The sequence below is a fragment of the Symbiobacterium thermophilum IAM 14863 genome (genome assembly GCF_000009905.1).
GTDB classification, from domain to species: domain Bacteria; phylum Bacillota; class Sulfobacillia; order Symbiobacteriales; family Symbiobacteriaceae; genus Symbiobacterium; species Symbiobacterium thermophilum.
The window spans coordinates 3,211,482-3,234,330 of sequence record NC_006177.1 but is presented as its reverse complement, the minus strand read 5'-3'; the positions used below and the strand labels follow the sequence as shown (position 1 = coordinate 3,234,330).

Below are 22,849 nucleotides of genomic sequence, written 5' to 3'. Positions count from 1 at the left end.
TATGGCACGCAACATCCTCGTGGTGGCTGAGGTTCGCAACGGGGCGATCCGTCCTGTGTCCTTCGAGTGCATCGCTGCCGGCCGGGAGATCGCTGAGGGAGGCGCCATCACCGCGGTGCTGCTGGGGCAGCAGGGGGTCGACGCGTCCGAGCTGATCCGCCGGGGCGCGGACCGGGTGGTGGTGGTCAAGGGCGACCATCTGGCCAACTACACGCCGGATGGCTGGCTGTCGGCGCTGCAGCAGGTCTACCTGCAGGAGAAGCCCGACGTGGTCCTGATGGGCCACACGGGGATCGGCCGCGACCTCCTGCCCCGGTTCGCCATGCGCAACGCGGCGGGCATGATCAGCGACGCCATCGCGGTGAAGGTCGAGGGCGGCCAGGTGGTCTTCACCCGGCCCATCTACGCCGGCAAGGCCTACGCGACCCAGGTGGTCAAGGACGGGCTGATCGTGGCCACGATCCGTCCCAACAACGTCGCAGCCCTGGAAGCCGACCCCGGCCGCACAGGGGACGTCTCCGAGGCGGAGGCCGCTTCCGTGCATCTGCGCACGGTCGTCAAGGAGGTCGTGCGGAAGGCCACGACCGGTGTGGACCTGACCGCCGCCAAGGTGGTCGTGGCCGGCGGGCGCGGCGTGCGGTCCGCCGAGGGGTTCAAGCCGCTGTATGAGCTGGCCGAGGTGCTCGGGGGCGCCGTCGGCGCCAGCCGCGCTGCCGCCGACGCCGGGTACTGCGACTACGCCCTTCAGATCGGTCAGACGGGCAAGACCGTGACGCCCGACCTGTATATCGCCTGCGGCATCTCCGGGGCGATCCAGCACCTGGCGGGCATGAGCGCCTCGAAGGTGATCGTCGCCATCAACAAGGACCCCGATGCGCCGATCTTCAAGGTGGCCGACTACGGCATCGTCGGGGACCTGTTCGAGGTCGTGCCGCTCCTGACCAGGGAGTTCAAGGCGCTGCTGGGGTAAGGACGGTCTGCCCCTGGGCAGCAGGGCACGGCGAAGCGGCGCCGACTTGGATCCTTGACCCATAGGTCCCCAACGGAACGGTAAGGAGGGAGAGACTGTGCCCTACGCGATCCGAAAGGCGGCGGTGTTGGGAGCCGGCGTCATGGGCGCCCAGATTGCGGCGCACCTGGCCAACGTGGGCATCCCGACCCTGCTCCTGGACATCGTGCCTCGGGAACTCACGCCCGATGAGGCGAAGAAGGGGCTGACGCTGGAGTCGCCGGCCGTCCGCAACCGGCTGGCGGCGAGCGCCCTGCAGAACCTGCAGAAGCTGAAGCCCTCGCCGCTCTACTCCAAGGACGTCCTGCGTCTGATCACACCCGGCAACCTGGAGGACGACCTGGCCAAGGTCGCCGAGTGCGACTGGGTGGTCGAGGCCGTCATCGAGAACCTGCAGATCAAGAAGGACCTGTGGCAACGGGTGGCCGCCCACCACCGCCCGGGGATGATCTGCTCCTCCAACACCTCCGGCATTTCGATCCAGGCGATGGTGGAGGGCACCCCGGAGAGCTTCCGGCGCCACTTCCTGGGCACCCACTTCTTCAACCCGCCTCGCTATATGAAGCTGTTGGAGATCATCCCGACGCCGGACACCGATCCCGAGGTCGTCGCCTTCATGGCCGACTTCGGCGAGCGGGTGCTGGGCAAGGGCGTGGTCATGGCCAAGGACACCCCGAACTTCATCGGCAACCGCATCGGGGTCTACGGCATGATGGTCACCCTGGAGGAGATGAACAGGCTGGGCCTCACCCCCGACGAGGTGGATGCCCTGACGGGCAAGGCCATCGGCCGTCCCAAGTCGGCCACCTTCCGCACCCTCGACGTAGTCGGCATTGACACCTTCTGCCATGTGGCGGACAACTGCCGTGCCACGATCCCCGACCCCGAAGAGGCGAAGATCTTTGTCGTGCCCGAGCCCATCCGCGAGATGGTGAAGCGGGGCTGGGTCGGCCAGAAGGCCAGGCAGGGCTTCTTTAAGAAGGAAGGCGACCAGATCCTGACCCTCGATCTGGAGACCATGGAGTACCGGCCGCGCCGGAAGGCCAGCTTCCCGTCCCTCGAGGCGGCCAAGGCCAATCCGGATCTGCGCAGCCGCGTGCGCGGCCTCGTCTTCGCCAAGGACAAGGCCGGCGAGTTCCTGTGGGCCATTACCAAGCGGACCCTCCTGTACGCGGCGCGGAAGGTGGGCGAGATCGCCGATGACGTCGTTGCCATCGACAACGCGATGAAGTGGGGCTACAACTGGGAGCTCGGCCCCTTCGAGATGTGGGACGCCATCGGCCTCCCGGAGTCCATCGCCCGGATGGAGGCGGAGGGTGAGGCCGTTCCCGACTGGGTGAAGGAGGCGGCCCGCAAGGGCGGTTTCTACAGGCGGGAGGCCGGGAAGAGCTTCTTCATCAACAAGGGCGAGTACGCGCCGGTGCCCGTCAGCGACCGGGTCATCGACATCGGCGCCCTGCGGGAGACCGGCCGCGTGGTGCGCGAGAAGAAGGGCGCGACCCTGCTGGATATGGGCGACGGCGTGCTCTTGATGGAGACGCACTCGCCCAAGGCGGCCATCGGCTTCGACATCATCAACATGTGCAAGGTGGCGGCTGAGGAGCTGGCCAGCGGCCGGTGGAAAGGCCTGGTCATCGGCGCCCGGACCGAGAACTTCTGCGTCGGCGCCAACGTGGCGATCATGCTCATGGAGGCGCAGGAGGAGGAGTGGGACGAGCTCGAGTTCATGGCGCGTGAGTTCCAGAACGCGTTCATGGCCTTGAAGCTCGCCCCGAAGCCGGTGGTGGTGGCGCCCTACGGTATGACCCTGGGCGGCGGCTACGAACTCTGCGCCGTCGCGGACCGGGTCGTCGCTGCGGCGGAGTCGTATATCGGCCTCGTGGAGGTGGGCGTCGGCGTCATTCCGGGCGCGGGCGGCAACAAGGAGATGCTGATCCGCGGCCTGGAGGGCCTGCCTGCCGGGGCCCAGGTGGACATCCAGCCCATCCTCAATCGCATCTTCGAGACCATCGCCACGGCCAAGGTGGCCACCTCGGCCCGGGAGGCCCAGGAGATGGGCTACCTGCGCAAGAGCGACGTGATCGTGGTCAACAAGGACCACCAGCTGTACGAAGCCAAGCGGGTGGTGCTCGCCCTGGAGGCCGCCGGGTACCGTCCGCCCGAGCCGGCCCTCATCCCGGCGGCCGGGCCGGAAGGCCGGGCGGTGCTGGAGCTGGGCGCCTACGGCATGTTCATGGGCGGGTGGGCCACCGAGCACGAGCTGTTCATCGCCCGGAAGCTGGCCTACGTGCTGACGGGCGGCAACGTGCCGGCAGGCACCCTCGTCACCGAGCAGTACCTGCTCGACCTGGAGCGGGAGGCGTTCCTCAGCCTCCTGGGCACCAAGAAGACTCAGGAGCGCATGGCCCATCTGCTGAAGACCGGCAAGCCGCTGCGGAACTAGGGAGGTGGCGACGAGTTGCGCGAGGCAGTGATTGTGACCGGCGTCCGAACGGCGCTGGGGAAGGCGCCGCGGGGCTCACTGCGCCATGTGCGGCCGGAGGACCTGGCAGCGACGGTTATTAAGGAAGCGATTGCGCGCACGCCCGGGCTGGATCCCGCAGCCGTAGAGGACGTGGTGCTGGGCTGCGCGTTCCCGGAGGGGGAGCAGGGGCTGAACATCGCCCGCAACGCCGCCATCCGCGCCGGGCTGCCCACCTCGGTTCCCGGCTTCACCATCAACCGGTTCTGCTCGTCGGGCCTGAACGCGATCGCCATCGCGGCCAACGCGGTCATGGCCGGCAACCTGGATATCGCGATCGCCGGCGGCGTCGAGTCGATGAGCCGGGTGCCGATGGGCGGCCACACGCCCCGGCCGCACCCGGAGGTGGTGGAGAGCTATCCGCAGCTCTACATGTCCATGGGCCACACGGCCGAGGTCGTCTGCGCCCGGTACAACGTGAGCCGGGAGGACATGGACGCGTTTGCCCTGGCGTCCCACCGGAAGGCCGCCGCGGCCATCGACGCCGGCAAGTTCAAGGACGAGATCGTCCCGATCACCGTCAAGGAGCGGGTTTTCGACGGCAAGCGGGTCGTGGAGAAGGAGTTCGTGTTCGACACCGACGAGGGCGTGCGGCGCGACACCTCGATGGAGGCCCTGGCCAAGCTGCGGCCTGCGTTCTCGGCCAATGGCAACGTCACGGCCGGCAACTCCAGCCAGACCACCGATGGCGCCGCCGCCGTGGTGGTGATGTCGGCCGAGAAGGCGCAGGAGATGGGTCTGAAGCCCCTGGCGATCTTCCGCTCCTTCGCCGTGGGCGGCGTCGATCCGGAGGTGATGGGCATTGGCCCCGTGGTGGCGGTGCCCAAGGCGCTGAAGCAGGCGGGCATCACCTTGGCGGATGTCGATCTGATCGAGCTGAACGAGGCGTTTGCTTCCCAGTCCTTGGCCGTGATCCGGAAGCTCGAAATGGACCCGGACAAGGTGAACGTCAACGGCGGCGCCATCGCGCTCGGCCACCCGCTGGGCTGCTCCGGCGCACGGCTCACGGTCACCATCATGCACGAGGCTCGGCGCCGCAAGGCCAGGTACGGGCTCGTGACGATGTGCGTCGGCGGAGGGATGGGGGCCGCCGGGGTGCTCGAGTTCGTGCACTAGGCAGCGCCGGGCGCAGGGCTCGGACTGCAGGCCGCCCCTGAAGCGGTATGGGCTCCTCGGCCGGCGGAGGCCCGTGTCGGGCCCCTCCCCGGGGTTGGAGGCCATTCTCACCCCTCATCACTCACCGCCCTCAGCTGAAAAAGGAGGTACCGGAATGTCTGAGACCGCTTCCAACGTGGTCAAGGGAGGCTCCTTCCTGCTCTCCCAGGCAAGCCCCGACCAGGTCTTCACCCCCGAGGACCTGTCGGAGGAGCAGCGGATGATCGGCAGCACGGCCCGCGAGTTCTCCGAGAAGGTGCTCGCGCGACTGCACGAGATCGAACAGGATAAGCCCTTCCACTCCCGGCCCCTGCTGCGCGAGCTGGGCGAGCTGGGCCTTCTGGGGCTGGAGATTCCCGAGGAATATGGCGGGATGGGGCTCGACAAGGTGACGGCTACCGTGGCGACGGAGGAGTACTCCCGGGCCGGATCCTTCGCCATCACCATCGGGGCCCACACCGGCATCGGCTCCCTGCCCATCGTCTACTTCGGCACGCCCGAGCAGAAGGCCAAGTACCTGCCCAAGCTGGCGACCGGTGAGTGGGTCGCGGCCTACGCCCTCACCGAGCCCAACGCCGGCTCCGACGCCCTGGGCGCCCGCACCACCGCGAGGCTGTCCGAGGACGGCAAGTACTGGATCCTGAACGGCACCAAGCAGTGGATCACCAACGCCGGCTTCGCGGACGTGTTCGTCGTCTACGCCAAGGTCGACGGCGAGAAGTTCTCGGCCTTCATCGTCGAGCGCAACTTCCCCGGCGTTTCCATCGGCCCCGAGGAGAAGAAGATGGGCCTGCACGCCTCCTCCACCTGCTCGCTCATCCTGGAGGACGCCAAGGTGCCCGTGGAGAACCTGCTTGGCGAGATCGGCAAGGGGCACGTCATCGCCTTCAACATCCTGAACATCGGCCGCTGGAAGCTGGGCGCCGGCACGGTGGGATCCAGCAAGATGGTCCTGGCCACCTCCATCGAGTACGCCAAGACCCGCAAGCAGTTCGGCAAGCCCATCGCCGAACTGCGGGCCATCCAGCAGAAGCTGGCCGACATGGCCGTGCGCACCTATGTGACCGAGTCCATGGGCTACCGGACCGCCGGCCTGCTGGACAGCAGCCTGAGCGACCTGGATCCCAACGCCGACATGCGCGAGGTGGGCAAGCGGCTCGAGGAGTACGCGATGGAGTGCTCCATCATGAAGGTCTTCGGCTCCGAGGCCTTCGACTTCGTCGCCGACGAGGGCGTGCAGATCCACGGCGGCTACGGGTTCATGGACGAGTACGCGGTCAGCATGGCCTACCGGGACAGCCGCATCAACCGCATCTTCGAAGGCACCAACGAGATCAACCGGCTGCTCATCCCGGGCACCCTGGTCCGCCGGGCGATGAAGGGCCAGCTGCCCATCATGCAGGCGATGGCCGGGCTGCAGGACGAGCTGATGAGCCTCACGCCGTACGAGGAGTCGGACGAGCCGCTGGCCCAGGAGCTGTTCATGATCGACCGGGCCCGGAAGGTCTTCCTCATGCTGGCCGGCCTGGGCGTGCAGAAGTACCAGATGGCCCTGGAGCACGAGCAGGAGCTGCTGCTCGGGGTGGCGGACATCGCCATCGAGATTTACGCCATGGAGTCGGCGGTCCTGCGGGCGCTGAAGGCCGTGAAGCGCGGGCAGCCGGGGCTGAAGGTGGAGATGGCCACCGTGTACTGCCAGGAGGCCTTCGAGCGGATCGCCGCCACCGCCCGCACCCTGCTGCCGGCGGTGGAGGAGGACGGCGATACCCTGCGGACCCAGCTCTCCATGCTCCGGCGGCTGACCCGGTACACGCCGGCCAACACCGTGGCGCTGAAGCGGAAGATCGCCGAGCGGCTCCTGGAGAAGGGCGACTACGTCTGCTGAGGTGCGCAGCCGCCGCAGGCCTGATCAGGCTGTACGGAGCAGCGGATAACGGACGGGGGAGCGGCCATGCCGCTCCCCCGTCGTTACGCGGGATGGTTCTAATGCCCAGGGTTTGAAAACACCCGGAAAAATATGTCCGGGATATGGAAGGTATTTTGCATTCAGGTATCGAACAACAAGAGCATTCCTGGTTCATGTTACATATCATCCAGGTATATACTATTGAACAAGCATTCAAAAACACGCGTGTCTCGCACTCTTCCCCCAGCGATAAAGGCACACCCGCCGAAAGACGGGGCCGCAAAGCCACGGGGCTACAGGAAGCGGGCGCCGCCCTGCCGGGTCTCCCGCCTCCCATGCTAGCCGGGCTGCCGCTCGGGACGCCGCAGGTGATGTACCTCGGCGTCTGCTGGAGGGTGCTTTTTCATGGTCAAATTTCGCAGTTAAATGTATGGGGTCCCGATCCTTATGCAACTCCAGAAGGTCTATTGCGTTTAGGCCTAGAAGTTCCCGTGCATGGAATAACCACCTCTTGGTTTTTCGTGGAGGAATACTGTTACACAACGTGAATATTCATAGAAATAATGGGTGGTCATTCCAGCTTCCCATCGCGGTCGGACTCCCTCAGCTCAACGGAGGGTTGCACACATGGAGAACCCACTGAGCCAAGCGGAAATCGATGCCCTTGTAATGAGTACGGGCACCAACATCCGCACCTACGATTTTCGCAGGCCGAGCAAGTTCAACAAGGACTTGATCCGGACGCTGGTGCTGGTGCACGAGAACCTGGCCCGGCTGCTGCAGTCCTACCTGTCCGCGGGACTGCGCACCTGGGTCCAGATCACCGTGCGCTCCACCAACCAGTACACCTTCTCGGAGTTCACCCAGCTTCTCCCCAACCCCACCATTGCGCTCTCCTTCCGGCTCAATCCCCTTCCCGGCATGTGCCTGCTGGAGATCAGTCACAATATTGCCTTCGCCATTGTCGAGCGGGTTTTTGGGGGTCCCGGGAGCGATCTGCAGCCCCAGCGTGAACTGACCGAGATCGAACTGGGCATCATCCAGCGGGTGGTCCGGGACACCTTCGGTCCGATGAAAGAGGCCTGGCGGAACGTGGCGGAGATCGATCCGGCCATTGAGGCGGTGGAGACCAACCCCGTGTTCATCCAGATCGAAAACCCCACCGAGGTGGTGGCCGCCATCACCCTGGCGGTGGAGATCGGCGAACACCTGGGGCACATGACCTTCGCGTTCCCGTACTCCACCGTGGAACCCGTGTTGTCCCGTCTTTCGCCCCAGTCGTGGCTGGCCGAGACCAAGCACAAGAGCCCGTCGGACGAGGAGAGCCTGCGCCGCGCCGTGCAGGAGGCCCCCCTCCCGGTGAAGGCGCTGCTGGGCAAGACCCGCATGCGGCTCGGCGAGTTTCTCGCGTTACAGGTCGGCGACGTCATCCGGCTGGATGCCCGGGTGGGCGGCGAACTCCCCGTCTTCGTGGGGAACAAGCTCGCCTTCCAGGCCAAGCCCGGCGTGGTTGGCGAACGGATGGCCGTGCAGATCACGCGCCGGGTGACTTGAGAACCGGTGAAGTGGTGGAGCCATGAAAGTTGAATTCCTGAACCCCTTTGTCTACGCCGGGCTGAAGGTCCTGGCCTCCGAGGCCGGCCTGAAGAGCGTTGTCTCCGACAAGCCGCAGATGCGCAAGGCGATCGCCACGCTGCATGCCGTCAACGTGGTCATCGGCGTCATGGGCTCGGTTCAGGGGCTGGTCGTCTACGGCATGGAGCTGCACATGGCCAAGGGGATCATCCGGGCCATGACCGGCCAGGACTTCCCCATCACCGATCCCATGGCCGAGTCGGCCCTGGGTGAGCTGGCGAACCTCATCACGGGCTACGCCTCCGGCACCCTGGAACAGGCCGGCTGGCCGAGCCGCATCTCGCCGCCGCGCATCGTCCGGGGCACGGGGGTCCGGTTTGCCAACTCGGCGATCAACATGCTGACCGTGCCCATCATCACGGAACTCGGGCAGATCACCATCTACCTGGCTCTGCGGGAGGTTCACCCCGCAGCCAGGGCGACGGGCAGTGAGGGGCCCACGGGAGGGATGACAGGATGATTCGGGGCATTGAAGCCTCCAGATCGGGCATGGCGGTGGAGCAGCTGCGCACGGACGTGCTGGCCGACAACATCGCCAACATGAATACGAGCGGGTTCAAGCGGGCCACCGCGACGTCGGTGGAGTTCGACAGGATGCTGATCCACCGCATGGGCGATCCCACGGACCCCAGGTCTCAGGAGGTGGGCACCTTGGGGAACGGCAGCCGGGTGGACCAGGTGGTGGTGGACGAGCGCCAGGGCGACATCTACGAGACGGGCCGGGCGCTGGACCTCGCGCTCGAGGGGCCCGGCTGGTTCCTGGCCCAGCGGCCGGACGGCAGCCTCTACCGCACCCGGAACGGCGCCTTCCGCCAGATGGCCGACGGCACCATTACCACCGCCGAGGGATACCGGGTGCTGATGGAGGCCCCGGGCGGCCTGGTTCCGCTGGTGGTGCCCGGCGTGGAGCCCACCTTCCAGGCCGACGGCACGATCCTGGCGGACGGGATGCCCATCGGCCGGCTGGCCCTGGCCGATGCCGCCCCGGAGACCCGGCTGCACAGCCGGCGGCTGGAGGCCTCCAACGTGGATCTGGCCAAGGAGATGACCGACCTGATCGTCACCCTGCGGGCTTACCAGGTGAACCAGCGGGCGCTCCGGGTGCAGGACGAGACCCTGGCCCGGGCGGTCACCGAGATCGGCAAGGTCTGATGGACGGCGAGGAGGGGGATAGCCCATGATCGGTCGTGACCTGGCCGCCCGCATCGTGGAACAGGCCATCGACGCGGCGTCGCTGCGGCAGCGGGTGCTGGCCAACAACCTGGCCAACGCGATGACGCCCGGATTCAAGCGGTCTCGGGTCGATTTCGAGACCGAGCTGGCCCGGGCCCTGGCCAAGGGGGGCGACCCAGACCAGGTGCGCCCGACGGTCGTGCGGGAGACCGATTCGATCGGCCGCCCCGACGGCAACAACGTGGACGTGGAAGCGGAGTCGGTGAAGATGGCCGCCAACCAGATCTGGTACGCCGCGCTCACGCGACAGATCAACGACCACTTTGACCGGCTGCGCATGGTGATCACGGAGGGGAGGCGCTAGTTAAATGCGGATGTTTCAGGCCATGGAGGCCAGCGCTTCGGCCCTGACCGCCGAGCGGCTGCGCATGGACGTGATCGCCAACAACCTGGCCAACTACCGCACCACCCGCACGGCGGAGGGCGGGCCCTACCGCCGCCGCACCGTGGTGGTGGAGGAGCGGCCCAACACCTTCGCCAGCGAGCTGGCCAGGCAGGCGGGCCGGCCGGCCGAGCCCGGGCTGGGGGTGCGGGTGACGCAGATCGTGGAGGATCCCAGCCCCTTCAAGGAGGTCCACGATCCCACGCATCCCGACGCCGACCCGGTCACCGGCATCGTCCGCCTGCCCAACGTGGACCTGCTCCAGGAAATCACCGATCTCATGCTGGCGCAGCGCATGTACGATGCCAACCTGACGGCGTTCAACGCCGCGAAGAACATGGCCCTCAGGGCCCTGGAGATTGGCCGCTAGCCGCTAGGAGAGGAGAACCGCCATGGACATTCAACGGATCAACGCCATGCTTTCGCTGGAGCCGACGATCTCCCGCGAGAACCGCAGTGAGGTCCGGGAGGGCACCTCCTTCGGCGACGTGTTGGCCAACGCCATCCGGCAGGTGGAGCAGGATCAGCGCCACGCCAACGAGATGGCCGTCAGGCTGGCGGCCGGGGAGGTCGAGGATATCGCCCAGGTCATGATCGCCTCTGAACGCGCGAGCCTCAGCCTCAACCTCGCCATCCAGGTCCGGAACAAGGTCATTGAGGCCTACCAGGAAATCATGCGCATGACCTTCTAAGTCAAGACCTAGACCGCACCTGCACCAACCTCAGCGGGGGGAGACCACTTGGCTAATGCGGGCTCCGATGTGATGGGGCGAGTCAAGCAAATCTGGGGCGGGATGAGCCGGCCGGTGCGCTGGCTCACCGTGGGCCTGCTGGTGGCGCTGGCCCTCTCCCTCGCCGTCGCCGTCTACCTGAACCGGCCGCGGTGGGAGGTCTTCTACAAGGCCAGTGACCCCAGCGAGGTCAGCACGCTGGTGGCGCACCTGGATGAACTGGGTGTACCGAGCCGCGTCACCGGCAACGGGCTGGTCATCGAGGTGCCCGCCCGGGAGCGCAGCGCCGCCAACCTGGCCAAGGCGCAGGCCGGCCTGCCCAGCTCGGGACACGTGGGCCTCGAGATCTTCGCCCAGCCCCAGTTCGGCGCAACCGAGTTCGACCGCCAGGTGAACTACAAACGGGCGATGGAGGGGGAGCTGTCCCGCTCCCTGATGCGCATCGCCGACATCGAATACGCCAAAGTGAATCTCAATGTACCCGAAAAGTCCGTCTTCGTGCGGGATGAGGAGCCGCCCTCGGCCGCGGTCCTCGTTCAGCTCCGGTCCGGACGGACCCTCGACGCGGATAACGTCACCGCAATCATCAATTTCGTTGCCAGCTCCGTCGAGGGGCTGACGCCGGACCGGGTGACGGTGATCGACAGCCAGGGACGGGAGCTCAGGCCCGCCGACGACGATGCGCAGCGGCTCGACGCCGAGGCGCTCGCCTTCCAGCGGCAGCGGGAGGAGCAGCTGACGCAGAAGCTCCTCCAGGTGCTGGAGCCGATCTTCGGTCGGGGCAACGTCGCGGCTTCCGTGACGGTGGAGCTGGACCACCAGTCCTCCCGCACCGAGGAGCGGATCGTGGGCCAGGGCGTGCCCGTCGCCACCGTGTCGGAGCGGTCGGGCTCCCAGACCCAGGGCACCAGCACCGAGCCCGCGCCGGTCAGCACGCAACTGCCCGGCCAGGGGGAGACCCCGGGGGTCACCGCGCCCGCCGTGCCCATCTACCAGGAGCCCAGCGTCTCCACGGAGTCCGGCGAGTCCTACCAGAGCCGCACCGAGACCCGGTACGACGTGGGCGAGCGGAACCAGGTCACCGTGTCGCCCGCCGGTTCGGTGAAGCGCATCAGCGCGGCGGTGACCATCAACCAGGATACCCTGACCCAGTCCGAGATCGACCTGATTCGACAGCACGCGGCCAGCGCCACCGGGGCGCAGCTTTCCGACGTGACCGTACTGGCCATGTCCTTCCGCCCGACCGCGCAGGCGGATGCTGCGCCGCCCGCGCCGGAGGCTGCGGCGGGTTCCCGGCTCTTTGACGCCAGGGCCCTGGCCATCGGCCTCGGGATCGCGTCGTTCCTGCTGATTCTGGCCGCGCTGCTGACGCGGCGGCGCGAGTCCGAGCCCGAGTTTGCGCTGCCGGGCCATCCGGCCGTGGGCACGGCCCTCGACGTGGCGCTGGGGCTCGACCAGCCGCTTCCGGTCCAGCAGGCCGCGGCCGCAGAGGCGGCGCCGGCGGCACCGGAGGCACCGGAGGCAGCCCCCGCCGAGGAGACCGACGTGCAAATCACAGGGGAGATGACGGCCGCGGAGAAGTTCGAGGAAGTCATGAAGCGGCGGCGGCCCCCGCGGCAGCCGATCGATCCGGAGGATTTCATGGACGACGACATCCTGGCCGACATCGACGTGCTGCTTGAGCAGGCGCCCGAGGCCTGCGCCGAGGTCATCCGGCACTGGCTGAAGGGGGGGATCTAGCGCTTGGCAGACCGTGACCAGAAACTGACCAGCCGGCAGAAGGCGGCGATCTTCTGCATCAACATCGGCGTTGAGCGCTCGGCGAAGATCCTGAAGCACCTCCGGGACGACGAGATCGAGATGCTCACCGTCGAGATCGCCCAGTCCCGTAAGGTGACCCCCGAGGTACGGGACCAGGTGCTCACCGAGTTCATCATGGTGGCCACGGCTGATAAACACATTCGCACGGGCGGCATCGATTATGCCCGTGAGATGCTCGAAAAGGCGCTGGGACAGGAGCGGGCGCGCGACATCCTGACCCGCCTGACCTCCCACCTCCGGCGCCGTCCCTTCGACGCCGTGCGGCACACGGATCCGGTGCACCTGGCCTCGTTCCTGCAGAACGAGCATCCCCAGACCGTCGCCGTCATCATGGCCCACCTCGACGCGGACAAGGCGGCGCAGGTGCTGCTGGGCCTCCCGCCGGAGCGGCAGGCCGACATCATCCGCCGGGTGGCGACGCTCGACCGCACATCGCCGGAGATGCTCCGCGAGGTCGAGAAGGTGTTGGAGCGCAAGGCTTCGGCCATCGTCAGCCAGGAGTCGACCGCGGCCGGCGGCATCAACTGGGCGGTGGACGTCCTCAACCGGGTCGACCGCACCACCGAGAAGACCATCATGGGCCTGCTCTCGGCGGACGACCCCGACCTGGCCAGCGAGATCGCCCAGCGGATGTTCCTCTTCGACGACATCGTCAACCTCGACGACCGCACCGTGCAGCGGATCCTGCGCGAGGTGGACATGAACAAGGATCTGCCGCTCGCCCTCAAGGCCGCCAAGGAAGAGGTCTGGCGCAAGATCATGAACAACGTCTCCAAGCGGGCCGGCGAGGCCCTCAGGGAGGCCGTGGAGTACCTGGGCCCCGTGCGCATCCGCGACGTGGAAGAGGCGCAAGCCCGCATCGTCGCCCTGATCAGGCGGCTTGAGGAGTCCGGCGAGATCCAGATCGCCAGGGGTGGTGGCGCTGATGAGTACATCTAGGTCCGGCAAGCTCCCACCCGGGGTGGAGGTACGGGCCCCTTCGTGGCCGCAGCTCCCGCCGCCCCCGCCGCCGTCTCCGCCGCCGCCCAGCCCGCCGAAGCCGGCCCGGCGGCCGGCGCCGCCGACACCCGAGGAGCTGGAGGCGGAGAAGAAGGCCGCCGAGTCGGTGCTGGACGAGGCGCGGCTGGAGGCCGCCCGCATCCTGCAGTCCGCGGCGGAGGAGGCCGAGCGCGCCGAGGCCGCCGCCCGGGAGGAAGGCTTCCAGCAGGGTCGCCGGGAAGGGCTGGAGGCCGGCCGGGCCGAAGTGGAGGCCCTCCGGCGGGAGGCGGAGCTGGCGCTGGAAAACGCCCGGCTCCAGGGAGAGAACCTGCGGCAGGCCGCCGAGAAGGAGGCCGCCGTCACCCGCCTGGAGGCGGAGAAGGCGGCGGAGAAGCTGCTGGCCGATGCGCGGGAAGAGGCGCAGCGCATCCTCGAGGAGGCCCGCCAGCGCGCCGAGCGGCTGGTGCAGGAGCGGCTGGAGCAGTCGCAGGAGGCGCTGGTCCAGCTGGCGGTGGCGGCCGCGGCACGGCTCGTGCAGGGGCACCTGGCCGTGGAGCCCCAGTCGGTGGTGCGCATGGTGGCCGCCGGCCTGCGGCTGGTGAAGGACGCTCCCGCCACCGTGCGCGTGAACCCCGAGGACCTGCCGCTCTTGGAGGCGCAGCGCGCCGTCCTGGAGCGGGAGCTCGGGGCGGGGGCCCTCACGCTCACCGCCGATCCCGGGATGCAGCGGGGCAGCTACATGGTGCAGACCCCGGTGGGCCAGGTCGACGGCGACCTGGAGCACCAGATCGAGCGCATGGAGGCCGCCATGCGCGCCGCCCTGGGAGGGTCTGAGGAATGAGCGCCGCGATGCCGTGGACCAAACTGCGGCGGGCGGTGGAGCACGTCGAACTGCTGCCCGTCGTCGGCCGGGTGACCGGCGCCGCCGGGCTCATCATCGAGTCGGCCGGCCCCAGGGCCAAGATGAACGAACTGTGCTGGCTGCAGGGCGACGGGCGGAGGGTCCCGGCCGAAGTGGTCGGCTTCCGGGAGGACCGGCTGCTGCTGATGCCCCTCGGTGAGACCGACGGCCTGCGCCCCGGCTGGGATGTGATCGCCACCGGCGGCCCCCTGCAGGCGCCGGTCGGGATGGGGCTCCTGGGCCGGGTCATCGACGGCCTCGGCAACCCCATCGACGACAAGGGCCCCCTGATGGGCTGCGGCTTCCGCCCCATCCTCGGGCCCGCCCCCGACCCCCTGGCCCGCCAGCGCATCCACCGGCCGCTCAGCCTGGGCGTCCGGGCCCTGGATGCCCTGATTACGGTGGGCATGGGCCAGCGGATCGGCATCTTCGCCGGGTCGGGCGTCGGCAAGTCGACCCTGCTCGGCATGGTCGCCCGGGCCACCGCCGCCGACTGCAACGTCATCGCCCTGGTGGGCGAGCGCGGCCGGGAGGTGCGGGAGTTCATCGAGAAGGACCTGGGCGAGGAGGGGCTCCGGCGGTCCGTGGTGGTGGTGGCCACCTCGGAGCAGCCCTCCCTGGTGCGGATCCGGGCCGCGCTCATGGCCACGGCCATCGCCGAGTACTTCCGTGACGCCCACGGGCTCGACGTGATCCTGATGATGGACTCGGTCACGCGCCTGGCCCACGCCCAGCGGGAGGTGGGGCTTGCGGTCGGCGAGCCGCCCGCCACCCGGGGCTACACCCCGTCGGTGTTCGCCATGCTGCCCCGGGTGCTGGAGCGCTCGGGCACCGGCCCCGCCGGCAGCGTGACCGGCGTGTACACGGTGCTGGTGGACGGCGACGACATGAACGAGCCGGTGGCCGACGCGGTCCGCTCGATTCTCGACGGGCACGTGGTGCTCTCCCGGAAGCTCGCCAACGCCGGCCACTACCCGGCCATCGACCCGCTGCAGTCGGTGAGCCGCGTGATGCCCGACGTGACGACGCCGGAGCACCGGAAGCAGGCCCAGCGGCTGCGGGCCTTGCTCTCGGCCTACCAGGAGGCCGAGGACCTGATTCAGATCGGCGCCTACCAGCAGGGCACCAACCCCCTGGTGGACGAGGCGCTGGCCAAGATGGACCAGATCAAACGCTTCCTGATCCAGCCCGCGGACCAGCCCAGCACGATGGAGGAGGCCCTCCGGGGGCTCGCGGCGCTGTGCGGGGAGGATGCATAACCGATGAAGCGCTTCCGCTTTCGGCTGCAGCGGCTGCTGGAGATCCGGCAGCAGGAGACCAAGGTGGCGCTGAACAACTTCGCCCGGGCCCGCCTGGCGACCCGCGCGGCCGCCATGCGGCTGGAGCAGGCTGCCGCCCGCCGGGCGGAATCCGCCCAGCGGCTGCTGGCCCGCCGGCAGGGGCGGATGACGGTGCTGGAATGGCGCCAGTCCACCGAACTGCACGAGGCCCTGGTGGCGGCCGAGTGGCTGGCGGCGGAGCAGCTTGCGGCGGCGCAGCAGGAGGAGGAGCGCCGGCGGTGGGAGCTCACCGAGGCCGAGCGGCGCGAGAAGGTGCTGGAGCGGCTGCGGGACCGCCGGGCCGCCGAGTTCGAGCGGGCGATGCTGGCCGCGGAGCAGGCGGCGATTGATGAGATGGCACAGACGGTCTATCGGGAGGGAGGTGGCCGACGATGAGCGCTGTGGCACCCGAGCCCACCAGTACGCCCGGGGAGGAGTTGCCCAGGAAGCGGCGTCTGCGCCTTCCCCGGCTGCGCCGGCGCCGGGCGGAGGAGGCGGGGGCAGAGCCACCGCCCGAGCCGCGCCGGCGGCCCAGGATCCGGCCGCGGCGCCCCCGGCAGCCGCCGTCCATCGCCGTCTACCTCACCCTCTTCGCCCTGCTGACGGGCGCAGCGGCCATCACGCTCCACCTCCGCCCCGACCTGATTCCCGGTCTGACGCCGGTGGAGGAGGCGCCCGGACAGGCGCCTGCGGATGCAGCCCCCTCGGCTGAGCAGCTGCAGCGGGCAGTGGAACTGACTCGGAAACAGGCGGACCTGCTGCAGCGTGAGGCGGACCTGAACCAGCGGGAGGCGGCGCTGCAAGAGCGGGAGGCCCAGGTGGACCAGCTCCTGGAGGAACTGGGGGCCGCCGGCCGGTCGGGAGCCACGGCTGTGCAGACCGCCCGGCTCCTCACCGAAATGTCCCCCTACCGGGCAGCTGTCCTGCTCGCGGAGATGGGGAACGGCACGGCAGTGGCCGTTCTGAAACAGATGAAGACCGACGACGCAGCGGCGATTCTGGCGGCGATGGAGGAGAACCGGGCAGCCGCGCTGCTGCGGGCCTATGCAGAGGAGGTAGAGCCGTGACGGCACCGATCGTGAGTGCGGGCGGAGCGCCCCAGGCCCCGGTGGCGACCCGCGGAGAGGGCAGGCGCAGAAGCGAAGCTTCCCCGGCCGACGGCACCTTCGCGGCGGTGCTGGCCGCGCTGGCCCCCATGCCGTCGCCGCCTGACGCCCCCGGGGCGGGTGCGGCGGTTCCTACAGGACAGGCCCCGCCGGCCGGAGCCGGGCTCCCCGATCCGATCCAGGCGCTGTTGGGACCGGCCAATCCGGCTGGCCCGCAGGCGATGCTGCCCGCGGCGTTTCCCGGGGAGGCCGCCGGGGCCCCGGACGGGCAGGCTGACGCCGCCGCGGCGCCGGCCGGCCTGACGGTCGAAGTGATCGCCGCGGAGCAGGCGGCGCCGGGGCAGGCCGGGCAGGATCCGCTGGCGAACCTGCTGCGGCCGCAGGGGCCGGAGCCCCCGGGCCCGGGGACGGGAGATCTGCCGGCCGGGTCGCCGGCACAGGGCGGCCAGGCGGCGCCGGCGGAGGCCGGTGAGGCCTGGATGGCGGCGCGGGATCGGCCGCAGCCGGCCGTCCTGCCCGATGGGGCCCCCGCCGGGCAGGCCGCGGAGGCCGACGCGGCGGCGAGACCGTCTGCAGGACCCGCGCCGGGCGGGATGCCGGACGGGGCGGCGAGACCGTCTGCAGGACCCGCGCCGGGCGGGATGCCGGACGGGGCGGCGGTCCGCGGGGCCACGGAATCGCTGGCCAGTGAGGGCTCCGCCGCGGGGGACGGCGCATCGGCCGAGGAAGGAAGTCCGCAGGGCACGGCGGTGCGGCAGGCGCCCGACGCCGCGCCGGCCACCGGGCCTGATCCGGGAGGCGGCGCCGAGGTCGCTGCCCGGCCGGTGTCGATGAGGGGGCTGGAGCGGCTCACCGCCGGCCGGCTGCAGGCGGAGCACCTAGTGAACGAGCTGACCCGGGCGCTGCCCGAACTGCCGGACGGCCAGTACCGGCTGACCCTGCGGCTGCACCCCGAGCACCTGGGCGAGGTGCGGCTGGAGCTGCACCTGAGCGGTCGTGAGGTGTACGCCGCCATGGAGGTGTCCAGCGCCGACGCCCGCCAGGCGCTGGAGAGCCGGGGCGAGCAGCTCCGGCAGGGCCTGAGCGATGCCGGGTACCAGCTCGCAGGGTTCGAGGTGGCTACCGGCCAGGGGCGGCAGGCCCGCCAGGGCGGCGACGAGGATCCGGCGGGGTGGCCCCGGGCGTCCGGCCGCAGCGTGAAGGCGACCGAGGCCGAGGCCGCACTGGCGGCCGCTGCCGGGCGATCTGCCGGCCCCCGGAGCGGGCGGCTGGACACGTTGGCGTAGGAGGCGGTAGGCGATGAGTGTGAACGGCGTTCAAGGGGTCCAGCCGGGTACGGCCTCCGGCGCCGGGCAGACCGCTGAGAGCAGGAGGCCCACCGACCAGCTGGGCAAGATGGAGTTCCTGCAGCTGCTGGTCACGCAGCTGCGGTATCAGGACCCGCTCAACCCCATCGACGACCGGGAGTTCATGGCGCAGCTCGCGCAGTTCTCGGCCCTGGAGCAGATGACCGAAAACGTCCGCTGGGCGCGGCTCAGCTACGGGCTCAGCCTCGTCGGCGCCGCGGTGAAGTACTGGGGGACCGAGGGGCAGCCGGAGATCGGCATCGTGTACGCCGTTCGGATCGACAGCGGTGAACCGCTGCTCAACCTCGGCAACCGGGAGATCCGGCTCGAGCAGGTGATCGAGGTCGCACCGCCCAGCTTCGAAGAAGAGTAAGGGGAGGTAGTCTGGCATGCGTTCGCTGTATTCCGGCGTTTCGGGTATCCGCAGCCACCAGACGCGGATGGACGTGATCGGCAACAACATCGCCAACGTCAACACGACCGGCTTCAAGGCCAGCCGGGTCACCTTCACCGATGTGTTCAACCAGACGCTCTCCTCGGGTTCGGCCCTGACCAACCCGCAGCAGATCGGCCTGGGCGTGGCCGTGGGCTCCACGGACCTCATCACCGACGAGGGCGCCTTCCAGATGACCGGCCGGGCGTTTGACCTGGCGATTTCCGGCGCCGGCCTCTTCGTGCTGAAGGGCGCCAACGACGAGATTTTGTACAGCCGGGCGGGCATGTTCGACTGGAACCCGGACGGCATCCTGATCAACCCGGCCCTCGGGATGAAGGTGCAGGGCTGGATGGCCGTCGACGGCGTCATCGGCCGCACCGACCGGGCGACGATGCAGGACATCCAGATCGTCCGGGGCACAGTGTCTTTGCCGCAGGCCACGACGAAAGTGACGTTTAAGGGGAACCTGGACGCGGCCGCAGAGGAAGACAGCACCTACGAGACCATCATCAACGCGTACGACTCCCTGGGCCGCGACATCCCCATCACGCTCCGCTTCACCAAGGGCGACGGCAACACCTGGACGGTGCAGTACTGGGATCCGGAGACCGAGGGCTGGTCTGAGGAGCACACGCTGGACTTCGGATCGGACGGCCGGATCCTGGGCCCTCAGGGTCCTAACGATGATGACCCGAGGCTCTGGACGATCACCATCACGGATCCCAACGACCAGGCGGACGACCTGGAGATCACCCTGGACTTCCGCAAGATCACCCAGGCCTACGACGCGTCCGGCTCCGGCGGCACCGCCCGTTCCACGGTGGAACTGGACACCCGCGACGGCCGGCCCATGGGCAGCCTGGAGGCGGTCTACGTCAACGAGCTCGGCGAGATTATCGGCCGGTACACCAACGGCGACTCCCAGCTGCTGGCCCAGATCGCCCTGGCCCACTTCAACAACATGGCCGGCCTCATCAAGGAGGGCAACTCCACCTTCGCCGAATCCCCGGCCTCGGGCGTGCCGCAGATCGGGACGGCCGGCACGGGCGGGCGCGGCACCCTGGTGCCGGGCAACCTGGAAGGGTCCAACGTCGACCTGGCGGGCCAGTTCACCGAGATGATCCTCACCCAGCGGGGTTATCAGGCCTCGGCGAGGGTCGTCAGCACTGCGGACGACATGCTGCAGGAGATCATCAACCTGAAGCGGTAAGTGCGGGTTCCTTACTGAACTAACCGATAAGAGGAGATTACACATGAACCGAGGGCTGATTACAGCGCTCGTCGCCGCCGTGGTCATCCTCGCGGTCGGCGTGGCCGGCCTCGCCGCCTACGTGATCTTCATCCTGCCGCAGAGCGGCGGTCTCGTGGCCGCCGGCGGGGGCGGGGGCACGGCCGTCGTGGCCGGCGAGCCGGTGCTGGAAGCGGCGTACTACGAGCTCGACGAGTTTGTGACCAACCTCGCGGACAAGGACCGGCTTCGCTACATCAAGTTCAGCGTGGCCCTGGGGCTGCGCAGCGACAACTCCGAGCAGATCGCCCGGGACGCCGCCCCGCAGGTGCGGGACGTGGTCCTGAGCCAGGTCCGTGAGCTGACCGCGGCCGACCTGAGCGGCGCCGACGGCAAGGAGCGGCTGGCCCAGGCGATCAAGAACGGGCTCGACGGCCTCCTGCCCGGCCACGTGACCCGGGTCTACGTGACCGACATGGTGATCCAGTAGGGAAGGAGGGGCGATCGATGGCCAAGCACGGACTGACCCAGGAAGAGATCGCCGCCCTCTTCGCCCAGGCACGGCAGGGTGAGCAGAAGCCGGAGGCGGCCGCCTTTCCCGACCTGAACCCGGAGGGGTCGGCCCAGGGGGACCCGTCGCCGCTGGGGCTGCTCGCCGACGTGGAACTGGAACTGACGGTGGAGCTCGGCCAGAGCCGGCGGAGCCTCAGGGAGATCCTGGCGATGGGCCCGGGCTCGGTCCTGGAGCTGGACAAGCACGCGGGTGAGGCGGTGGATCTCCTGGTCAACGGTCAGCTGGTGGCCCGCGGGGAGGTCGTGGTGATCGGCGAGAACTATGGCATCCGCATCACCGAGCTGATCAACCCCGAGGGGAGCGCCGGCCGATGACCGGCACCGAGACCCCGGTCCAGGCCTGGCCCGGCGGCGGCTCGGGCAGTCTGCTGCTCTTCCTGTTCAGCGCGCTCCTGGTCATCGCGCTGGCCTTCGTCACCGTGCGCTGGCTGGCCCGGTGGCAGTTTCACATCGCCCGGGGCCGGCGGATGCGGGTGCTGGAGGGGCTGGCCGTGGGCCGCGACCGGTACCTGCTGCTGGTGCAGGTGGGGCAGGAGATCCTGCTCTTGGGCTCCGCTGAGGGCTCCATCCGGCTCATCCACCGCATCGACGACCCGGAGCTGGCGGCGGAGTGGCTGGCGGAGTCTCCGCCCGAGCAGGGGTCCCGCCCCACCAGCTTCGCGGGTGTGGAGGGCGCGGTGCGGGCCAACCTGGAGCGCATGCGTGAGCTTCTCGCGCGGAAGGGAGGGGGGCCGCATGCGTAGCGCACGGATCCTGCGCCCGCTGCTGCTCACCGCGGCTCTCCTGGCGCTGGCGGCGCCGGCCGCGCTGGCCCAGCCGCTGGAGATTCCCACCTTCGACTTCATCCGGCCCGCGGAGACGCCCCAGGAGGGGCTGCAGACGATGCAGCTGCTCCTCCTGCTCACGGTGCTCACGCTGGCTCCGGCCATCATCATCCTCTGCACCTCCTTCACGCGCATCATCGTCGTGTTCGGCTTCATCCGCACGGCGCTGGGGCTGCAGCAGACGCCGCCGAACCAGGTGCTCATCGGCCTTGCGCTGTTCCTCACCGCCGCGGTGATGATGCCGACCTTCAGCGAGATCAACCAGACCGCCGTGCAGCCCTACCTGGCCGGGGAGATCGACCAGGTGGAGGCCATCGAGCGGGGGGCGCTGCCGCTGAAGGCCTTCATGCTCCGGCAGACCCGTGAGGCCGACCTCGGCCTGATGCTGGAGGTGAGCGGTCAGCCGGCGCCGGAAGGGCCCGAGGACGTCAGCTTCCTCACCGTGGTGCCCGCGTTCGCCCTCAGCGAACTCAAGACCGCGTTCACCATGGGCTTTCTGATCTACCTGCCCTTCATCATCATCGACCTCATCACCGCCAGCCTCATGATGTCCCTGGGCATGATGATGGTGCCGCCGACCCTGATCTCGCTGCCCTTCAAGGTGCTGCTCTTCGTGCTGGTCGACGGCTGGCACCTCGTGGTGGAGTCGCTGGTCCGAAGTTTCACGGGATAAGGGGGGCGAAGGCACGTGACTCCGGAATTCGCCCTGGATCTTGCACAGGAAGCGGTGCGGGTTGCGCTTTACGTGGCGGCGCCCGTCATCGGACTCAGCCTCCTGGTGGGCCTCATCATCTCGCTGTTCCAGGCGACCACCCAGGTGCACGAGCCGTCGCTGCAGTTTGTGCCCAAGATTCTCGCGGCGGTGGCGGGTCTGGTCGTGTTCGGGCCCTGGATGCTCACCACCCTCATGGATTTCGCCCGGCGCGTGATGGACCTGCTGCCCCGGATGGTGCGCTGACGGCCGATGGAACAGCTCTACGCGCAGCTCGCCGCCCTCCTGCTGGGCGCTTCCCGGGCCATGGGCGTCTTCACCGCAGCGCCCGTCTTCTCCACCCGGTTCGTGCCGTTTCAGGTGCGGGTGGCCCTGAGCTTCGTGCTGGGATTCTTCCTCATGCCGGCCATCGAAGTGGCCCCCGGGCGGACGGAGGGGGTGCACCTGCTCACTGCCGCCCTGGTGGAGATGGTGGTAGGCCTGGTCATCGGGTTCCTGTGCCTGATGGTGATCAGCGTGCTGCAGATCGCCGGCGCGCTGATGGACCTGGAGATGGGCTTTGCGCTGGCGGGCCTGTTCGACCCGATCACCGGCCAGGGCGCCACGGTGCTGGGCAACCTGTTTCAGACCACGGCCCTGGTGTTCTTCATCGCCCTCGACGGCCACCACTGGCTGATCCGGGCGTTTGCGCAGAGCTACGCCCTGGTGCCGGCAGGCGGGCCGGTGGAGGGCACCGCCAGCGGTCTCTACGTCGCCCGGCTCTTCGGCGACCTGCTGGCGCTGGCTGTGCAGCTCGTCCTGCCCTTTGTGGCGGTCATGCTGCTCACCATGGTGGCGTTCGCGGTGCTGAACCGGGCCGTGGCGCAGCTCAACATCTTCGCCATCGGTCTGGGCACCAAGACCTTCGTAGGGCTTCTGCTCCTGGTGCTGCTGCTGCCGTTCTACGGGCGGCCGCTCACGGCCCTGTTCGAGGCCGGCTTCCGGGAGGCCCTGCGGATACTCGAGCTCATGCGGGCCGTGCCGGGGGGGTAAG

The 22,849-nt window shown here is 68.9% G+C and carries 25 protein-coding genes and 1 riboswitch; all 25 genes read left to right on the top strand.

The window, feature by feature from the left end; all coding sequences use genetic code 11:
- Position 1 precedes the first annotated feature (1 nt).
- The 25 genes from STH_RS14980 to STH_RS14860 all read left to right on the top strand — a co-directional run bounded on the left by STH_RS14980 (position 2) and on the right by STH_RS14860 (position 22,848).
- Positions 2 to 970 (top strand): electron transfer flavoprotein subunit alpha/FixB family protein, encoded by a 969-nt coding sequence (locus STH_RS14980; protein ID WP_011197128.1) that lies wholly within the window; start codon positions 2 to 4, stop codon positions 968 to 970.
- Positions 971 to 1,067: 97 nt separating this feature from the next.
- Positions 1,068 to 3,452: a 3-hydroxyacyl-CoA dehydrogenase/enoyl-CoA hydratase family protein gene (locus tag STH_RS14975; protein WP_011197127.1), complete on the top strand. Its 2,385-nt coding sequence runs from the start codon at positions 1,068 to 1,070 to the stop codon at positions 3,450 to 3,452.
- 15 nt (positions 3,453 to 3,467) lie between these two features.
- Positions 3,468 to 4,646, top strand: a complete 1,179-nt coding sequence (locus STH_RS14970) for an acetyl-CoA C-acyltransferase (protein WP_011197126.1) — start codon at positions 3,468 to 3,470, stop codon at positions 4,644 to 4,646.
- Positions 4,647 to 4,800: 154 nt separating this feature from the next.
- Entirely contained in the window at positions 4,801 to 6,570 is a 1,770-nt protein-coding gene (locus STH_RS14965; RefSeq protein ID WP_011197125.1) for an acyl-CoA dehydrogenase family protein, read from the top strand.
- A 265-nt stretch (positions 6,571 to 6,835) separates the two neighbouring features.
- Positions 6,836 to 6,946: riboswitch (cyclic di-GMP riboswitch) on the top strand.
- A 272-nt stretch (positions 6,947 to 7,218) separates the two neighbouring features.
- The gene (gene fliM / locus STH_RS14960; protein WP_011197124.1) at positions 7,219 to 8,145 is read left to right on the top strand and encodes a flagellar motor switch protein FliM; all 927 of its coding nucleotides are present in this window, start codon (positions 7,219 to 7,221) and stop codon (positions 8,143 to 8,145) included.
- Positions 8,146 to 8,167: 22 nt separating this feature from the next.
- Positions 8,168 to 8,686 (top strand): chemotaxis protein CheX, encoded by a 519-nt coding sequence (locus STH_RS14955; protein ID WP_011197123.1) that lies wholly within the window; start codon positions 8,168 to 8,170, stop codon positions 8,684 to 8,686.
- Positions 8,683 to 9,378, top strand: coding sequence for a flagellar hook-basal body protein (locus tag STH_RS14950; protein WP_011197122.1), 696 nt, complete (start codon positions 8,683 to 8,685; stop codon positions 9,376 to 9,378). Before STH_RS14955 ends, STH_RS14950 begins: the two co-directional genes overlap by 4 nt.
- Before the next feature lie 25 nt (positions 9,379 to 9,403).
- Positions 9,404 to 9,763, top strand: coding sequence for a flagellar basal body rod protein FlgB (locus tag STH_RS14945; protein ID WP_011197121.1), 360 nt, complete (start codon positions 9,404 to 9,406; stop codon positions 9,761 to 9,763).
- Positions 9,764 to 9,767: 4 nt separating this feature from the next.
- A complete protein-coding gene (gene flgC / locus STH_RS14940) occupies positions 9,768 to 10,211 on the top strand; it encodes a flagellar basal body rod protein FlgC (RefSeq protein WP_011197120.1) in 444 nt (147 codons plus the stop codon).
- 22 nt (positions 10,212 to 10,233) lie between these two features.
- Positions 10,234 to 10,533 carry a flagellar hook-basal body complex protein FliE gene (fliE, locus tag STH_RS14935; RefSeq protein ID WP_011197119.1) on the top strand — a complete coding sequence of 100 codons (300 nt, stop codon included), beginning with the start codon at positions 10,234 to 10,236 and terminating at the stop codon, positions 10,531 to 10,533.
- A 48-nt stretch (positions 10,534 to 10,581) separates the two neighbouring features.
- Positions 10,582 to 12,312 (top strand): flagellar basal-body MS-ring/collar protein FliF, encoded by a 1,731-nt coding sequence (gene fliF / locus STH_RS14930; RefSeq protein WP_011197118.1) that lies wholly within the window; start codon positions 10,582 to 10,584, stop codon positions 12,310 to 12,312.
- A 3-nt stretch (positions 12,313 to 12,315) separates the two neighbouring features.
- Complete coding sequence (gene fliG, locus STH_RS14925; protein ID WP_011197117.1) at positions 12,316 to 13,332, top strand: flagellar motor switch protein FliG; 1,017 nt, start codon at positions 12,316 to 12,318, stop codon at positions 13,330 to 13,332.
- Positions 13,319 to 14,212, top strand: coding sequence for a FliH/SctL family protein (locus tag STH_RS14920; protein WP_011197116.1), 894 nt, complete (start codon positions 13,319 to 13,321; stop codon positions 14,210 to 14,212). Before fliG ends, STH_RS14920 begins: the two co-directional genes overlap by 14 nt.
- A complete protein-coding gene (locus STH_RS14915) occupies positions 14,209 to 15,531 on the top strand; it encodes a FliI/YscN family ATPase (protein WP_193775518.1) in 1,323 nt (440 codons plus the stop codon). Before STH_RS14920 ends, STH_RS14915 begins: the two co-directional genes overlap by 4 nt.
- Positions 15,532 to 15,534: 3 nt before the next feature.
- Positions 15,535 to 15,987, top strand: a complete 453-nt coding sequence (gene fliJ, locus STH_RS14910; protein WP_011197114.1) for a flagellar export protein FliJ — start codon at positions 15,535 to 15,537, stop codon at positions 15,985 to 15,987.
- Positions 15,984 to 16,658, top strand: coding sequence for a magnesium transporter MgtE N-terminal domain-containing protein (locus STH_RS14905; protein WP_011197113.1), 675 nt, complete (start codon positions 15,984 to 15,986; stop codon positions 16,656 to 16,658). Before fliJ ends, STH_RS14905 begins: the two co-directional genes overlap by 4 nt.
- Positions 16,655 to 17,983 (top strand): flagellar hook-length control protein FliK, encoded by a 1,329-nt coding sequence (locus tag STH_RS19805; RefSeq protein ID WP_011197112.1) that lies wholly within the window; start codon positions 16,655 to 16,657, stop codon positions 17,981 to 17,983. Before STH_RS14905 ends, STH_RS19805 begins: the two co-directional genes overlap by 4 nt.
- Positions 17,984 to 17,996: 13 nt before the next feature.
- Positions 17,997 to 18,416 carry a flagellar hook capping FlgD N-terminal domain-containing protein gene (locus STH_RS14895; protein WP_011197111.1) on the top strand — a complete coding sequence of 140 codons (420 nt, stop codon included), beginning with the start codon at positions 17,997 to 17,999 and terminating at the stop codon, positions 18,414 to 18,416.
- Positions 18,417 to 18,432: 16 nt separating this feature from the next.
- Positions 18,433 to 19,689: a flagellar hook protein FlgE gene (locus STH_RS14890; protein WP_011197110.1), complete on the top strand. Its 1,257-nt coding sequence runs from the start codon at positions 18,433 to 18,435 to the stop codon at positions 19,687 to 19,689.
- A 43-nt stretch (positions 19,690 to 19,732) separates the two neighbouring features.
- Positions 19,733 to 20,197 carry a flagellar basal body-associated FliL family protein gene (locus tag STH_RS14885; RefSeq protein WP_011197109.1) on the top strand — a complete coding sequence of 155 codons (465 nt, stop codon included), beginning with the start codon at positions 19,733 to 19,735 and terminating at the stop codon, positions 20,195 to 20,197.
- A 17-nt stretch (positions 20,198 to 20,214) separates the two neighbouring features.
- Positions 20,215 to 20,595 carry a flagellar motor switch protein FliN gene (fliN, locus tag STH_RS14880; RefSeq protein ID WP_011197108.1) on the top strand — a complete coding sequence of 127 codons (381 nt, stop codon included), beginning with the start codon at positions 20,215 to 20,217 and terminating at the stop codon, positions 20,593 to 20,595.
- Positions 20,592 to 21,023, top strand: coding sequence for a FliO/MopB family protein (locus STH_RS14875; protein WP_011197107.1), 432 nt, complete (start codon positions 20,592 to 20,594; stop codon positions 21,021 to 21,023). The genes fliN and STH_RS14875 overlap by 4 nt, the downstream gene beginning before the upstream one ends.
- The gene (gene fliP / locus STH_RS14870; protein ID WP_011197106.1) at positions 21,016 to 21,777 is read left to right on the top strand and encodes a flagellar type III secretion system pore protein FliP; all 762 of its coding nucleotides are present in this window, start codon (positions 21,016 to 21,018) and stop codon (positions 21,775 to 21,777) included. Before STH_RS14875 ends, fliP begins: the two co-directional genes overlap by 8 nt.
- Before the next feature lie 15 nt (positions 21,778 to 21,792).
- A complete protein-coding gene (gene fliQ / locus STH_RS14865; protein ID WP_011197105.1) occupies positions 21,793 to 22,062 on the top strand; it encodes a flagellar biosynthesis protein FliQ in 270 nt (89 codons plus the stop codon).
- A gap of 6 nt (positions 22,063 to 22,068) precedes the next feature.
- Positions 22,069 to 22,848 (top strand): flagellar biosynthetic protein FliR, encoded by a 780-nt coding sequence (locus STH_RS14860; RefSeq protein WP_011197104.1) that lies wholly within the window; start codon positions 22,069 to 22,071, stop codon positions 22,846 to 22,848.
- Position 22,849: the final 1 nt, after the last annotated feature.

Coding starts and splice junctions, on each gene's coding strand:
- STH_RS14860 (WP_011197104.1), top strand. CDS start 22,069: ATGGAACAGCTCTACGCGCAGCTCGCCGCCCTCCTGCTGGGCGCTTCC.
- STH_RS14895 (WP_011197111.1), top strand. CDS start 17,997: ATGAGTGTGAACGGCGTTCAAGGGGTCCAGCCGGGTACGGCCTCCGGC.
- STH_RS14920 (WP_011197116.1), top strand. CDS start 13,319: ATGAGTACATCTAGGTCCGGCAAGCTCCCACCCGGGGTGGAGGTACGG.
- STH_RS14875 (WP_011197107.1), top strand. CDS start 20,592: ATGACCGGCACCGAGACCCCGGTCCAGGCCTGGCCCGGCGGCGGCTCG.
- fliM (WP_011197124.1), top strand. CDS start 7,219: ATGGAGAACCCACTGAGCCAAGCGGAAATCGATGCCCTTGTAATGAGT.
- fliJ (WP_011197114.1), top strand. CDS start 15,535: ATGAAGCGCTTCCGCTTTCGGCTGCAGCGGCTGCTGGAGATCCGGCAG.
- fliP (WP_011197106.1), top strand. CDS start 21,016: ATGCGTAGCGCACGGATCCTGCGCCCGCTGCTGCTCACCGCGGCTCTC.
- STH_RS14885 (WP_011197109.1), top strand. CDS start 19,733: ATGAACCGAGGGCTGATTACAGCGCTCGTCGCCGCCGTGGTCATCCTC.
- fliN (WP_011197108.1), top strand. CDS start 20,215: ATGGCCAAGCACGGACTGACCCAGGAAGAGATCGCCGCCCTCTTCGCC.
- STH_RS14950 (WP_011197122.1), top strand. CDS start 8,683: ATGATTCGGGGCATTGAAGCCTCCAGATCGGGCATGGCGGTGGAGCAG.
- STH_RS14955 (WP_011197123.1), top strand. CDS start 8,168: ATGAAAGTTGAATTCCTGAACCCCTTTGTCTACGCCGGGCTGAAGGTC.
- STH_RS14905 (WP_011197113.1), top strand. CDS start 15,984: ATGAGCGCTGTGGCACCCGAGCCCACCAGTACGCCCGGGGAGGAGTTG.
- STH_RS14980 (WP_011197128.1), top strand. CDS start 2: ATGGCACGCAACATCCTCGTGGTGGCTGAGGTTCGCAACGGGGCGATC.
- STH_RS14945 (WP_011197121.1), top strand. CDS start 9,404: ATGATCGGTCGTGACCTGGCCGCCCGCATCGTGGAACAGGCCATCGAC.
- STH_RS14915 (WP_193775518.1), top strand. CDS start 14,209: ATGAGCGCCGCGATGCCGTGGACCAAACTGCGGCGGGCGGTGGAGCAC.
- STH_RS14890 (WP_011197110.1), top strand. CDS start 18,433: ATGCGTTCGCTGTATTCCGGCGTTTCGGGTATCCGCAGCCACCAGACG.
- flgC (WP_011197120.1), top strand. CDS start 9,768: ATGCGGATGTTTCAGGCCATGGAGGCCAGCGCTTCGGCCCTGACCGCC.
- STH_RS14965 (WP_011197125.1), top strand. CDS start 4,801: ATGTCTGAGACCGCTTCCAACGTGGTCAAGGGAGGCTCCTTCCTGCTC.
- fliE (WP_011197119.1), top strand. CDS start 10,234: ATGGACATTCAACGGATCAACGCCATGCTTTCGCTGGAGCCGACGATC.